Origin of the sequence: Vibrio sp. B172a (genome assembly GCF_030248355.1) — a bacterium.
In the GTDB taxonomy this organism is placed as follows: Bacteria; Pseudomonadota; Gammaproteobacteria; order Enterobacterales; family Vibrionaceae; genus Vibrio; species Vibrio owensii.
In genome coordinates, this window is record NZ_JAHGAC010000004.1 from 61,898 (window position 1) to 75,465 (window position 13,568).

The following is a 13,568-nucleotide window of genomic DNA, read 5'->3' on the forward strand; positions in this document are numbered from 1 at the left end:
ATTAATGGTGAGCCCATTCAACAGTGCTCAGATCAACCCCTTCCTTGTACATATCCCATAGAGGAGACATGTCGCGTAGCTTAGTCACTGCAACGCGGATTTGTTCAATTGCGTAATCAATTTCTGCTTCAGTCGTGAAACGACCAAATGAGAAACGTACTGAGCTGTGTGCTAATTCGTCGTCTAGACCAAGTGCACGAAGAACGTAAGATGGCTCTAGGCTCGCTGATGTACAAGCACTACCAGAAGATACTGCTAGGTCTTTCAGTGACATCAGTAGTGATTCGCCTTCTACGAATGCAAAGCTCACATTTAGGTTGTGTGGAACACGCTGTTCTAGGTCACCGTTTACCGTTACTGCTTCTAGATCTTTAACGCCATCTAAAAGACGGTTACGAAGTGCTAGCGCGTGATCGTAATCTTTTTGCATGTCTTCTTTTGCCACACGGAACGCTTCACCCATACCCACGATTTGGTGAGTTGGAAGTGTACCAGAGCGGAAGCCACGCTCATGACCGCCACCGTGCATTTGAGCTTCAAGACGGATACGAGGTTTACGACGAACGTAAAGTGCACCGATACCTTTAGGGCCGTAAGCTTTGTGCGCAGACAGTGAAATAAGGTCAACTTTCATTTCTTGAACGTCGATTGGCAGTTTGCCTGCAGACTGTGCAGCATCCACATGGAATACAATCTTACGTTCGCGACATAGTTCGCCGATTGCGGTGATGTCTTGGATCACACCAATCTCGTTGTTAACGTGCATGATTGAAACCAAAACAGTGTCTTCACGCATTGCTGCTTGAAGTTTGTTTAGGTCAATCAGACCGTTTGATTCTGGCTCTAGGTAAGTCACTTCAAAGCCTTCGCGCTCTAGTTGACGGCATGGGTCAAGAACGGCTTTGTGCTCTGTTTTACAAGTGATTACGTGTTTACCCTTCTTAGAGTAAAAATGAGCAGCACCTTTAATTGCAAGGTTGTCAGACTCAGTCGCACCTGATGTAAATACGATTTCGCGTGGATCTGCATTTAGAAGGTCAGCAATTTGCTCACGAGCAGTATCTACAGCTTCTTCTGCCTGCCAGCCGTAACGGTGCGAACGCGAAGCTGGGTTGCCAAATGTGCCATCCATTGTCATGTACTGAACCATTTTTTCAGCAACACGTGGATCTACTGGACATGTAGCGGAATAATCAAGATAAATCGGCAGTTTCATTCTCTACTCCAATGTAAAATGCAGACCGCTAAGAGCGGACGTTTACACCGATGGGCGCGGCGGTTGTATTTTTGTTTGATAACCCATGAGTTACCGCCAGATCAATGTCCTGACGATCAGAAATTTGTAAGACTTCGTTGTCTGTCATTAACTCACCGAGCGTAATGTTATTCAAGAAGTCACTAATGCGAGAGCTTAGGTCACGCCATAAGGTGTGAGTAAGGCAACGTGTACCGCCTTGGCAATCTCCTTTACCTTGGCATTTCGTTGCATCAACTGACTCATCAACCGCTGCGATTACTGTACCAATCGCGATGCTATGCGCTTCTGCTCCTAGACGGTAACCACCACCTGGGCCACGAACGCTGGCTACAAGACCTGCTTTACGCAGTTTTGAAAAGAGCTGCTCTAAGTAAGAGAGCGAGATACCCTGACGCTCTGAAATATCAGCTAGAGGGACTGGGTTTTGTTGCGAGTGCAGTGCCACGTCCAGCATGGCTGTCACCGCATATCTTCCTTTAGATGTAAGTTTCATTCCACACCGTATCCACATGGTTTGTAATGACAAGGATATTCCCATACCTGACTATTTTGGTCAAGTATTTATTTGACTAATTTAGTCGGGTATTCATCCTTACACCTAAAGTGGTTATTATTTGTTCAGAGTTTCTTTTCAATCGCAGTCAAAACACCGCGTAAAATGTTCAACTCTTGAGCCTCTGGTCTTGCTCGTGAGTACAAGCGGCGTAGCTTATTCATCACCTGACCTGGCTGTTCTTTGTTAATAAATTGGGTCTCCACCATCACCTTTTCAAGGTGTTCAAAGAACATTTCTAGCTCTTTATGACGTGGATATTCTTCAGGCTCACTTGGTGTGTATTGGCTTTGCTCCAAGTTGAGATGTGCAACGCGCACTTCATAACTCAAGGTTTGAACCGCCATCGCCAAGTTTAGCGAGCTGTATTCAGGGTTAGCAGGGATACAAACATGGTAGTGGCACTTCTGCAATTCATCGTTAGTTAGACCAGTTCTTTCACGGCCAAATACCAGCGCTACAGGGTGCTTTTGACCTTCAACAGCGAACTTCTCACCACATTCACGAGGCTCAAGCATCGGCCACTCAAGTGTGCGTGAGCGAGCACTTGAACCGACCACAAGACCGCAATCTTCAATGGCTTCTTCAAGCGTACTTACTACGGCTGCATTTTGTGCAATGTCACCAGCACCAGCGGCAAGAGCAAGTGTTTGCTCATCCACTTCGCATTGCGGATCAACTAATACAAGCTGGCTTAAACCCATAACTTTCATTGCTCGTGCAGCGGAGCCAATGTTGCCTGAATGAGAAGTTCCGACGAGTACGATTTTTACTTGATCCAACATCTGTATTTGCTACCTAAATTAAAACCGGAGGATGTTACCATAATTTTTTTACACACCCTAGGGTGAAGCAGGTTTCTATTCGCATTCTCATCAATTGTTTTCTTCTCTAGCGAGAGAGATATCACGGCGAACTCTTCTTGCGAACAAAAAATAACCACTTCCCTTTTCCCTTGACTCTGGTATACTCGCCGCCGCTTTAAATTGTTCTTTAACATCCGTTGGGAAATTCGTATGCATCCAATGCTAAACATTGCTATTCGCGCTGCGCGAAAAGCAGGCAATCATATTGCTAAATCATTAGAAAACACAGATAAAATTGAATCTACGCTAAAAGGCACTAATGACTTTGTTACTAACGTAGACAAAGAAGCAGAAGCTATCATCATCGATACTATCAAGCACTCTTACCCAGAGCACTGTATCGTTTCTGAAGAAGCTGGTCTTATCGAAGGTAAAGATAAAGACGTACAATGGATCATCGACCCAATGGATGGCACTAATAACTTTGTAAAAGGTTACCCAACTTTCGCAGTGTCTATCGCGGTTCGCTTCAAAGGTAAAACTGAAGTAGCTTGTGTATACGATCCAATGCAAAACGAGCTATTCACTGCACAACGTGGTGCTGGCGCTCAACTAAACAACGCTCGTATCCGTGTTACTCAACTTAAAGACCTACACGGTACTGTTCTAGCGACTGGTTTCCCATTCAAACAGAAGCAACACTCTGAGTCTTACATCAAGATCGTAGGTTCTCTATTCACTGAGTGTGCCGATTTCCGTCGTAGCGGTTGTTCTGCTCTTGACCTATGTTACGTGGCTGCTGGTCGTGTAGATGGTTACTTCGAGCTAGGTCTAAAACCTTGGCAAATGGCTGCAGGCGAGCTTATCGCTCGTGAAGCTGGCGCAATCCTAACTGACTTCGCTGGCGGTACTGACTACATGAAGTCTGGTAACATTGTTGCTTCTAGCGCTCGTGGCGTGAAATCTCTTCTTAAGCACGTTCGCGAAAACGGCAACAGCGCGATCCTTAAGTAAGATTCTAAAGTCATACTAAGCCCGTCACGCTGATGACTTTTGAATAGCCCCGCTCATTGAGCGGGGCTTTTTTATATCTGAAATTCATTAACCGATTCAAACGGCACTTATACAAGTTTCTTCAGACATAAAAAAACCGCTGACTGCTCAGCGGTTTTTGTTTTCGGTTCTCAATCTGCCTTATGGCATCTCGTCGAACTCTGCACCTTCTTTTTCTACTTGAGGTGGCATCAAGTGCTCTTTCTGGATACCCAGTTTCAGCGCTAGTGCTGATGCTACGTAGATAGAAGAGTAAGTACCTACCGTGATACCAAGTAGAAGTGCGGTTGCGAAGCCGTGAATCATCGCACCACCCTGCATAAACAGTGCAATAACTACGAACAAGGTTGTACCCGACGTAATCAATGTACGGCTCAATGTTTGAGTGATTGAAGCGTCCATGATGTCCGAAGGTTCACCCTTACGCATCTTACGGAAGTTTTCACGAATCCGGTCGAATACAACGATGGTATCGTTGAGCGAGTAACCTACTACCGTTAGTAGCGCCGCTACGATGGTAAGGTCAACTTCGATTTGTAGGAACGAGAACACACCCAGCGTGATGATGATATCGTGTGCTAGTGCCATTACCGCACCAGCCGCTAGACGCCATTCAAATCGCATCGATACGTAGATCAGGATACAGATCAGCGATACAAGAATCGCTAGACCACCCGCTTCTGTCAGCTCATCACCAACGTTTGGACCTACGAATTCAATACGACGCATTTCTACGCTTTCGCCCGTACCTTCTTTGATTGCACCAATGATTTGGTTACCTAGTGTTTCACCAGACATATCATCACGAGGACGAAGACGAACCATTACATCGCGAGCACTACCAAAGTTTTGTACTGTCGCATCGCCGAAGCCTTTTGAATCTAGTGCAGCACGAATCTCTTCAAGGTTTGCTGGTTGTTCAAAACCCACCTCGATAAGCGTACCGCCAGTAAAGTCTAAGCCCCAGTTCAACCATTTGGTTGATAGCGTGAAGATAGAAGCAGCGATCATAACAATAGAGAATACGAACGCGACTTTCGACCAACGCATAAAGCCGATCGTGTTTTCTGCTTTTAGAATTTGAAACATATTAATTCCCAGCCTTAGATCGACAATTTATCAACGCGTTTGCCACCGTAAATCAGGTTCACGATACAACGTGTACCTACAATAGCGGTGAACATTGAAGTTAAGATACCGATAGATAGTGTTACCGCGAAACCTTTCACCGCACCTGTACCCACTGCAAATAGAATGATTGCAGTGATAAGTGTTGTGATGTTCGCATCGGCAATGGTACTGAATGCGTTAGCGTAACCTTGGTGAATCGCTTGTTGTGGACTGCGTCCATCTCGAAGTTCTTCACGGATACGCTCAAATATCAGCACGTTTGCATCGACCGCCATACCGACGGTTAATACAATACCGGCAATACCTGGCAGCGTCATGGTTGCACCTGGAATCATCGACATAACACCAATGATAAGAACCAAGTTGGCCATCAACGCGATGTTAGCAATCAGACCGAAACCACGGTAGTAAAGCAGCGTAAACAGCATTACGGCAACCATACCCCAGATACATGCTTGGATACCCATATCGATGTTTTGCTGACCCATTGATGGACCAATGGTACGTTCTTCAACGATAGAGATAGGTGCGATCAGTGCACCAGCACGTAGTAGAAGTGCTAGATTGTGCGCTTCTGCAGCAGAGTCGATACCTGTGATACGGAAGTTACGACCAAGAGCCGATTGAATCGTTGCTTGGTTGATGACTTCTTCATGCTTATCAAGGATAACTTTGCCTTCAGGCGTACGACGACCACTGTCTTTGTATTCTGCAAATACGGTAGCCATTAGCTTACCGATGTTCTTCTTAGAGAACGCAGACATTTTGTTACCACCTTCGCTGTCTAGCGAGATGTTAACTTGTGGACGACCATATTCATCAACACTTGAGCTTGCATCCGTGATGCTTTGACCACCAAGAATAACGCGCTTCTTAAGCACAACTGGGCGACCATCACGGTCCATCTTGATTTCGCTACCTGCTGGCGCGCGACCATTTGCCGCCGCTGATAGGTCAGCTTTATCGTCAACTTCGCGGAACTCTAGTGTTGCCGTAGCACCTAGAATTTCCTTCGCACGAGCTGTGTCTTGAACACCAGGTAGCTCAACTACGATGCGGCTAGCACCTTGACGTTGAACCAATGGTTCAGCAACACCCAGTTCGTTAACACGGTTACGAAGAATCGTGATGTTTTGTTCAACTGCGTAGTTACGTATCTCTTGTAAACGTTGCTCGGTAAAGGTGGCAATCAACGCGTAACGACCATTAGAATCAGAGTCGACAAAGTTCATGTCTGGGTGATTCTTTTCTAGCGTTGCTTTCGCTTCCGCTAGTTGCTCCTCGTTACGTAGCAATACTTCCACACCTTCTGTACCAGAAGGACGGATTGCACGGTAACGGATCTTAGCTTCACGAAGTTCGCTACGGAAAGCTTCTTCTTGTTGACCAACCAACTTCTCCATCGCCGCGTCCATGTCGACTTCCATTAGGAAGTGAACACCACCACGTAGGTCAAGACCTAGTTTAAGTGGCGACGCACCGATTGCTTCTAGCCAATCTGGCGTAGCAGGAGCAAGGTTTAGTGCAACAATTTTATCTTGGCCAAGCGCTTCGCTGATGATATCGCGGGCACTGATTTGAGTGTCAGTGTCATTGAAACGAACAAGGATTGATCCATTCTCGAGAGCAATGGATTTATGAGAGAGTTGCTCTTTATCAAGAGCTTTGGTGACAGCATCCAGCGTTGACATATCTACAGAGGCGCCACGCGCCCCTGTAACTTGAATAGCCGGATCTTCACCGTAGATATTTGGAAGTGCGTACAACGCAGCGGTGATGATGGCAAAAAATACCATCAAGTACTTCCATAATGGATAACGGTTTAGCACAGCGAGGATCCTTTAGCTGTTTTATAGAGACTTCAGCGTACCTTTTGGTAGCACTGCAGTTACGAAGTCTTTCTTGATTACAACTTCATTGTTTGCGTTTAGCTCAATTGAAATGAAATCGTTGTCTTCAGCGATCTTAGTGATTTTACCCACTAGGCCACCGCTTGTTAGAACTTCATCACCTTTGCCCATAGAAGACATTAGGTTCTTGTGTTCTTTAACACGCTTAGATTGTGGGCGGTAGATCATGAAGTAGAAGATCACCGCGAACATGCCTAGCATGATTAGCATTTCAAAACCGCCGCCTGCTGGTGCGCCTTCTGCTGCTGCGTGAGCTTGAGAAATAAACATTAAAACATCCTCATTATATTTTATTGATAATCCAACAAGTTGGGCTTTCGTAATTTAGATTCAAGTTTGAGAGTGAGTAATAGAGATCACCTTCTCAAAAATAACGTACGTTAGCCTACTTTATTAGCAAAAGCCTCTGGCAACATGCCAAAGGCTTTAATTCTTTTAATCTGTCAATTACTGCTCTTTTGCTAGCGGTGGCACTTCACGACCACGACGCTCATAGAACTCAGTAACGAACTCATCGAAACGATCTTCATCAATCGCCTTACGAATGCTTTCCATCAGACGCTGGTAGTAGCGCAGGTTGTGGATAGTGTTCAGACGAGCACCTAGGATTTCGTTACAACGCTCTAGGTGGTGAAGGTACGATTTGCTGTAGTGCTGACAAGTGTAACAGTCACAATGCGGATCTAGCGGAGTTGTATCCGTTTTATGTTTCGCATTACGGATCTTGATCACACCACCAGTCACAAACAGGTGACCATTACGCGCGTTACGCGTTGGCATTACACAGTCAAACATGTCGATACCACGACGAACACCTTCAACCAAATCTTCCGGTTTGCCTACGCCCATTAGGTAACGAGGCTTGTCTTCTGGAAGTTGTGGACATGTGTGCTCAAGAATACGGTGCATGTCTTCTTTCGGTTCGCCTACTGCAAGGCCACCAACTGCGTAACCATCAAAGCCGATTTCTGTCAGACCTTTGATAGACACATCACGTAGATCTTCGTAAACACCACCTTGAACGATACCAAATAGGTTGTTCGGGTTTTCTAGCTTATCGAAGTGATCACGTGAGCGTTGTGCCCAACGTAGTGACATTTCCATCGATTTTTTCGCTTCGTTGTGTGTCGCTGGGTATGGCGTACACTCGTCGAAGATCATTACGATGTCAGAACCTAGGTCTTTTTGGATTTCCATCGACTTTTCAGCGTCCATGAAAATCTTGTCACCGTTTACAGGGCTACGGAAGTGAACACCTTTCTCAGTGATCTTACGCATTTTGCCTAGGCTGAATACTTGGAAACCGCCTGAATCGGTAAGAATAGGACCGTGCCAGTTCATGAAATCGTGCAGGTCACCGTGCATTTTCATCACTTCTTGACCAGGACGTAGCCATAGGTGGAAAGTGTTACCTAGCAAGATTTCTGCACCAGTACCTTTCACTTCTTCTGGTGTCATGCCTTTAACGGTACCGTAAGTACCTACTGGCATGAACGCAGGAGTTTGAACAGTGCCACGTTCGAAGGTCAGTTGACCACGACGCGCATTGCCGTTTTTCTTCTTAAGATCGAATTTTAATTTCACGATGCCTCCGGGTGTCAGAGAAACAGTCTGACTATGTATCCAGGGTGATAAACCCTATTTTAAGGAGCGGTCGCTTTTCCGTGCGAGAGACAAAGCAGAGATTCCGCTTTATTTCCTAGCTTACTGCTAGCACTCGTAAATCGTTAACTTTCTCCCCCTCCTAGCCTCCCCCTTTTTTGAGGGGAGGGCTAGAGAGAGGGGTTAAAACATTATGCGGTCTTCTTTTTAATAAACATTGAATCACCGTACGAGAAGAAGCGGTATTTGTTTTCCACCGCGTGCTTGTAAGCATTCATGGTGTTCTCATAACCTGCAAACGCACTTACCAACATGATCAGGGTTGATTCAGGTAAGTGGAAGTTGGTGATCAAGCAATCCACCAGCTGGTACTCGTAACCAGGGTAGATAAAGATTTCAGTATCGCCAAAGAATGGAACCAGTTCTGTGCCTTTCTTGAGCGCGTCTTGCGCTGCACTTTCTAGTGAACGCACTGACGTAGTACCCACTGCGACGATACGACCGCCGCGCGCCTTAGTTGCGTTAATCGCATCCACTACGTCTTGTGGTACTTCAACGTATTCTGCGTGCATGTGGTGATCGTTGATATCATCCACTTTAACTGGTTGGAACGTACCCGCACCTACATGCAGAGTAACGTATGCAAACTCAGCACCTTTCGCTTTGATTTTATCAAGTAGAACATCATCAAAGTGAAGACCCGCCGTGGGTGCTGCAACCGCACCTGGCTTTTGGTTATAAACCGTTTGGTAACGCTCTTTATCCGCGTCTTCATCTGGGCGGTCGATGTATGGTGGAAGTGGCATGTGACCTATTTCTTCCAGAATCTCGAGTACCGTCTTATCAGAGTTAAATTTCAGCTCAAACAGTGCGTCGTGACGAGCGACCATTTGCGCTGAGTATTCATCGTTTTCACCAACCAAGATCGTTGTACCTGGTTTTGGCGATTTAGAACAACGAACGTGTGCCAGAATGCTTTTCTCGTCGAGCATGCGCTCCACTAACACTTCTAGCTTACCGCCTGATTCTTTACGACCAAACAAACGCGCAGGAATAACGCGAGTATTGTTGAAAACCACTAGGTCACCGGCTTGAACTTGCTCCAGCACATCGGTAAACGTGCCATCAATAAGTTCACCAGTATTGCCGTCCATTTGCAGCAGTCGGCTAGCGGTACGCTCTGGTTGAGGGTAGCGAGCGATGAGTTCATCTGGAAGGTCGAAATGGAAATCTGATACTTGCATGTTACTTGTCTTATCTATTGGTCAAATCACGTCAAAGACGACGATAAAATTGCGACGAGTTTTTCGCAGCAGACTAGTATATGTTTACATGCTGCAATAGCAAGCAAATCCCCTTAGATTGACTGTAAAAGCTTTCACTAAGAGTGTAATAAAACGTGAAAGGTGCAGGATAAGCACACATAAAAAAAGCAGCGAAGTGCGCTGCTTTTTAAAATGTCTAAATGCGTTTAACAGATACTGAAAGTTTAACTTTTGCGTCGGCGCATCCAAGCCACTGGAACCAACAAGCCAAACAACCAAGCGCCTAAGCTACCGCCGTCGTCTTCAGAACCTCTGAAATCACAATTGTTGGTCGCAATGCCATCATGGCACTCTTCTTCCCCACCACCATTTCCACTACTCGCTTCTTTGATGAAGTTCGGCTCAATAATGTAACTGCCCGGTGGACCATCGGCGGTGATATAGGACTGCACCCAATCGTAATATTGGCCCACTTTAGTGTAGAAGCTTGGGATCGTTAAAGAGCCGCACGTTGGCAGAATAAGAGGCGCACCACTTACGATACCAATCTGCTTCCCCGTTGCGACATCAATGAGGGGGCCACCACTGTCACCTTTACACGCGGAGTTACCATATTGAGTATTACTATCCGGCTCCAACACGCGGTTCTCCGTTGGTAGCGTGCAAATTTTGGTTTGGTTTTCTCTTGAATCAATGATTCCCGGAAAACTGCTGCCAATTTCTAGACGCTCATAACATTTGTCGATAGGCAAAAATGTGCTGATGGTGGTTTTGAGCGTATTGGAAGATTCAGAAGCATCGGGCTGAGTGGTTCCCCAGCCAAAAACTTGTACGTTTTCGACACGTTGATTAGTCAGATAATTATCGTTCCAATCCGCTGCCAAACGCGCTTCGATATTTTCCATATCGGCTTTATTTGCTAAATCAGCAAAGCGCGCGTTCGCCACTGGGCGAGTGAGGTACAACAACGCGATGTCTGAATCTAAACCAGTTTGGATAGGCTTCACGTTGCCGTTGCTATCCATCTCAGCTTTTGAAATTCGGGTGTAGTTAGGGTGAACCACCACATGAGACACAGGATAAAAGTTATCCAACCCTGCAGAGTTAAGTTCATACACATTGGCATTCACCGACAGTTCTCCCGGCGGGGTAACATAGTAGCTCGCTTCGTTGGTTCCCTGCCCCATCACCACACAGTGTGCCGCAGTTAATACCCACTGTTCTGTCAGCATGGTGCCGCCACAAAGCGGAAACTCTGCCATGTTACTTGCGCGTAAAGTCACACGATCAACCGGGTCGGTTTGCTCATCTCCTAACACAATCGCTTGAGCGGATTGCACACTGAATGCCGCCACTGCCAAAGCAATGAGCTTGTTACACGTCGTTCGTTCCATTTAGGTTGTAATCTTCAATCTGGTAAGCCTGAGCGTATCTTCTTCCAGAGGCTTATCTTGGAAAATCAAGCAAGTAAAAATGTGCGATTCAACTCATTAGATTACATTCTGACCACATCCCTTATCAGTGAAAAATGCAAACTGACTCGCATTGAGTTTTTCAACAGCAAATAGCAATAATTAACAAACTAATCAGTAATAATTTCTTTGAACTATAGTGAAGGTGAGCATTTGCTCTTTGAACATTTATTGAGGTAAGTATGAAGATGTTAACTATGGCGTTAAGTGCTGCCGTACTCGTGTTTTCTTCCGGTACACTCGCAAACTCTAACCACCAGAAAATCACTGCGATGCAACAAGCGTGTGACTTAAAGCAGGTCCCTCGTTTATGTGCCGTCAACCTGCCAGATAAAAGCTACATCGGTCGCTGTGTAGACGCGAAAGCTTATGGTCTTATCTGTGTGCATTTCAAGCAACGTTAAGAGTAACCAAAGCTAAGGTTTTAACGCCTTAGCTTTGGTTATTTATGATAGCGCTTACATCCTAGATTCGTCCTAAATTAGTAGCTGGATTTATGGAAAACACCAGTTCATTTTCACCTCTGATTGATCTCCATCTAATCGTTTTATTTTATTAGTGAAAAACGAGTTAGCTCCCAGATATACAGCAAAATATTCTCTATATTTAAGAGAAGGACAATGCCGCTGGAGGTCTCTATGATCAAGGTTGAAGACATGATGACTCGCAACCCTCATACCTTGCTGCGTGAACACACATTACGTGACGCAAAAAGCATGATGGAAGCGCTTGATATTCGACATATTCCGGTTGTTGATGCCAATAAACACCTAAAAGGCTTGGTGACTCAACGCGATATTCTTGCCGCACAAGAATCCTGCTTGCACCCAGATGAGGCTGAACAATCTTTTACCCTCGACACGCCGCTTTACCAAATGATGCACACCAACATCATGACCGCTGAACCAAGAGCAGGTTTAAAGGAAAGCGCAATCTATATGCAAAAGCACAAGGTCGGCTGTTTGCCAGTGGTCAATAAAGGTCACTTGGTGGGCATCATCACCGATACAGACTTTGTAACCATTGCGATTAACTTGTTAGAGCTGCAAGAAGAAACAGAACCAGAAGAAATCGAAGCAGAGTAATAAGCAACGAAACGTTAGTTGCCCAGATTACAGGCAAAAAAAAGAGCGGCTCAATCGCCGCTCAAAGATGTCATTACTAACGTAGTAATTGTGGACTCTATGTTGATTAGAATTGGTCTTCTTCAGTAGAACCTGTCAGTGCTGTCACTGATGAGTTACCACCTTGGATTGTGTTGGTCATTCTATCGAAGTAACCCGTACCAACCTCTTGTTGGTGCGCTACAAACGTGTAGCCTTTTTCTGCCGCTTCAAACTCAGGACGCTGAACTTTCTCAACGTAATGACGCATGCCTTCGCCTTGTGCGTAAGCGTGTGCCAGTTCGAACATGTTGAACCACATGTTGTGAATACCCGCTAGCGTGATGAACTGGTACTTGTAGCCCATGTTAGCCAGCTCTTGTTGGAACTTAGCAATGGTTTCTGCGTCTAGGTTCTTCTCCCAGTTGAATGAAGGCGAACAGTTGTATGCCAACAATTGGTCTGGGTACTCTGCATGAATCGCTTCTGCAAACTTACGTGCTTCTTCTAGACAAGGCGTTGCTGTCTCACACCAGATTAGATCCGCATATGGCGCGTAAGCTAGACCACGAGAGATAGCTTGGTCGATACCTGCACGTACACGGTAGAAACCTTCTTGAGTACGCTCACCTTCGATGAAATCTTTATCGTATGGGTCACAGTCAGATGTTAGTAGGTCTGCTGCGTTTGCATCGGTACGTGCGATTACTAGTGTTGTCGTGCCAGCAACGTCCGCTGCTAGGCGAGCTGCCACCAGTTTTTGCACTGCTTCTTGAGTTGGAACCAGTACTTTACCGCCCATGTGACCACACTTCTTCACGGATGCCAGTTGGTCTTCAAAGTGAACACCTGCCGCACCTGCGTCGATCATCGATTTCATTAGCTCGTAGGCGTTCAGTACGCCACCAAAGCCTGCTTCCGCATCCGCTACGATTGGTAGGAAGTAATCAATACCGCCTTCGTCTTCTGGTGACTTGCCTGCTGACCACTGAATTTGGTCTGCACGACGGAATGAGTTATTGATGCGTTTTACTACCGACGGCACAGAATCTACTGGGTACAGAGATTGGTCTGGGTACATCGTCGAAGCGGTGTTGTTGTCCGCCGCTACCTGCCAACCAGATAGGTAAATCGCTTCAATACCTGCTTTTGCTTGCTGTACTGCTTGACCACCCGTTAGTGCACCAAGACAGTTTACGTAGCCTTTCTTGGAACTACCGTTGACCAATGACCAAAGTTTGTCAGCACCACGTTGTGCGATTGTGTTCGCTGGCACCATAGAGCCACGCAGTTCTACCACTTCTTCTGCTGTGTATGTACGCTTTACATTTTTCCAGCGTGGGTTGGTTGCCCAATCTTTTTCCAGAGCTTCAATTTGTTGGCGGCGAGTTAAGTTAGTCATTGGTCTATCCCTC

At 45.9% G+C, this 13,568-nt stretch carries 13 protein-coding genes; 3 read left to right on the forward strand and 10 right to left on the reverse strand.

Annotated elements, in window-relative coordinates; all coding sequences use genetic code 11:
• Position 1 precedes the first annotated feature (1 nt).
• The 3 genes from KIT90_RS06165 to trmJ form a co-directional block, all read right to left on the reverse strand.
• On the reverse strand, positions 2-1,216 hold the full coding sequence (locus tag KIT90_RS06165; RefSeq protein ID WP_009705575.1) for an IscS subfamily cysteine desulfurase: 1,215 nt from the start codon (positions 1,214-1,216) through the stop codon (positions 2-4).
• Between the two features lie 28 nt (positions 1,217-1,244).
• A complete protein-coding gene (gene iscR, locus KIT90_RS06170) occupies positions 1,245-1,751 on the reverse strand; it encodes a Fe-S cluster assembly transcriptional regulator IscR (RefSeq protein WP_027726597.1) in 507 nt (168 codons plus the stop codon).
• 125 nt (positions 1,752-1,876) lie between these two features.
• Complete coding sequence (gene trmJ / locus KIT90_RS06175) at positions 1,877-2,596, reverse strand: tRNA (cytosine(32)/uridine(32)-2'-O)-methyltransferase TrmJ (RefSeq protein WP_038896010.1); 720 nt, start codon at positions 2,594-2,596, stop codon at positions 1,877-1,879.
• Positions 2,597-2,827: 231 nt separating this feature from the next.
• Here trmJ and suhB point away from each other — a divergent pair, with 231 nt between their 5' ends.
• A complete protein-coding gene (gene suhB / locus KIT90_RS06180; protein ID WP_005440321.1) occupies positions 2,828-3,631 on the forward strand; it encodes an inositol-1-monophosphatase in 804 nt (267 codons plus the stop codon).
• Positions 3,632-3,811: 180 nt separating this feature from the next.
• On the opposite strand, the gene secF is transcribed toward suhB, so the two are convergent.
• From secF to KIT90_RS06210, 6 genes are all read right to left on the reverse strand, one after another.
• On the reverse strand, positions 3,812-4,759 hold the full coding sequence (gene secF / locus KIT90_RS06185) for a protein translocase subunit SecF (RefSeq protein ID WP_009705572.1): 948 nt from the start codon (positions 4,757-4,759) through the stop codon (positions 3,812-3,814).
• Positions 4,760-4,773: 14 nt separating this feature from the next.
• Entirely contained in the window at positions 4,774-6,630 is a 1,857-nt protein-coding gene (secD, locus tag KIT90_RS06190) for a protein translocase subunit SecD (protein ID WP_080637354.1), read from the reverse strand.
• Between the two features lie 21 nt (positions 6,631-6,651).
• Positions 6,652-6,981, reverse strand: a complete 330-nt coding sequence (yajC, locus tag KIT90_RS06195) for a preprotein translocase subunit YajC (RefSeq protein WP_005424903.1) — start codon at positions 6,979-6,981, stop codon at positions 6,652-6,654.
• A 177-nt stretch (positions 6,982-7,158) separates the two neighbouring features.
• Positions 7,159-8,295, reverse strand: a complete 1,137-nt coding sequence (gene tgt, locus KIT90_RS06200) for a tRNA guanosine(34) transglycosylase Tgt (protein ID WP_009705571.1) — start codon at positions 8,293-8,295, stop codon at positions 7,159-7,161.
• A 209-nt stretch (positions 8,296-8,504) separates the two neighbouring features.
• Positions 8,505-9,557, reverse strand: coding sequence for a tRNA preQ1(34) S-adenosylmethionine ribosyltransferase-isomerase QueA (gene queA, locus KIT90_RS06205; protein WP_171371403.1), 1,053 nt, complete (start codon positions 9,555-9,557; stop codon positions 8,505-8,507).
• Positions 9,558-9,802: 245 nt separating this feature from the next.
• A complete protein-coding gene (locus tag KIT90_RS06210) occupies positions 9,803-10,972 on the reverse strand; it encodes a trypsin-like serine protease (RefSeq protein ID WP_285375884.1) in 1,170 nt (389 codons plus the stop codon).
• A 260-nt stretch (positions 10,973-11,232) separates the two neighbouring features.
• On the opposite strand from KIT90_RS06210, the gene KIT90_RS06215 reads away from it, so the two are divergent.
• Both KIT90_RS06215 and KIT90_RS06220 read left to right on the forward strand, forming a co-directional pair.
• Positions 11,233-11,454, forward strand: a complete 222-nt coding sequence (locus KIT90_RS06215; protein WP_032802582.1) for a hypothetical protein — start codon at positions 11,233-11,235, stop codon at positions 11,452-11,454.
• 234 nt (positions 11,455-11,688) lie between these two features.
• On the forward strand, positions 11,689-12,135 hold the full coding sequence (locus KIT90_RS06220; RefSeq protein WP_009705566.1) for a CBS domain-containing protein: 447 nt from the start codon (positions 11,689-11,691) through the stop codon (positions 12,133-12,135).
• 106 nt (positions 12,136-12,241) lie between these two features.
• Here KIT90_RS06220 and aceA read toward each other — a convergent pair whose 3' ends face one another.
• Positions 12,242-13,555 carry an isocitrate lyase gene (aceA, locus tag KIT90_RS06225; protein WP_005440333.1) on the reverse strand — a complete coding sequence of 438 codons (1,314 nt, stop codon included), beginning with the start codon at positions 13,553-13,555 and terminating at the stop codon, positions 12,242-12,244.
• Positions 13,556-13,568: the final 13 nt, after the last annotated feature.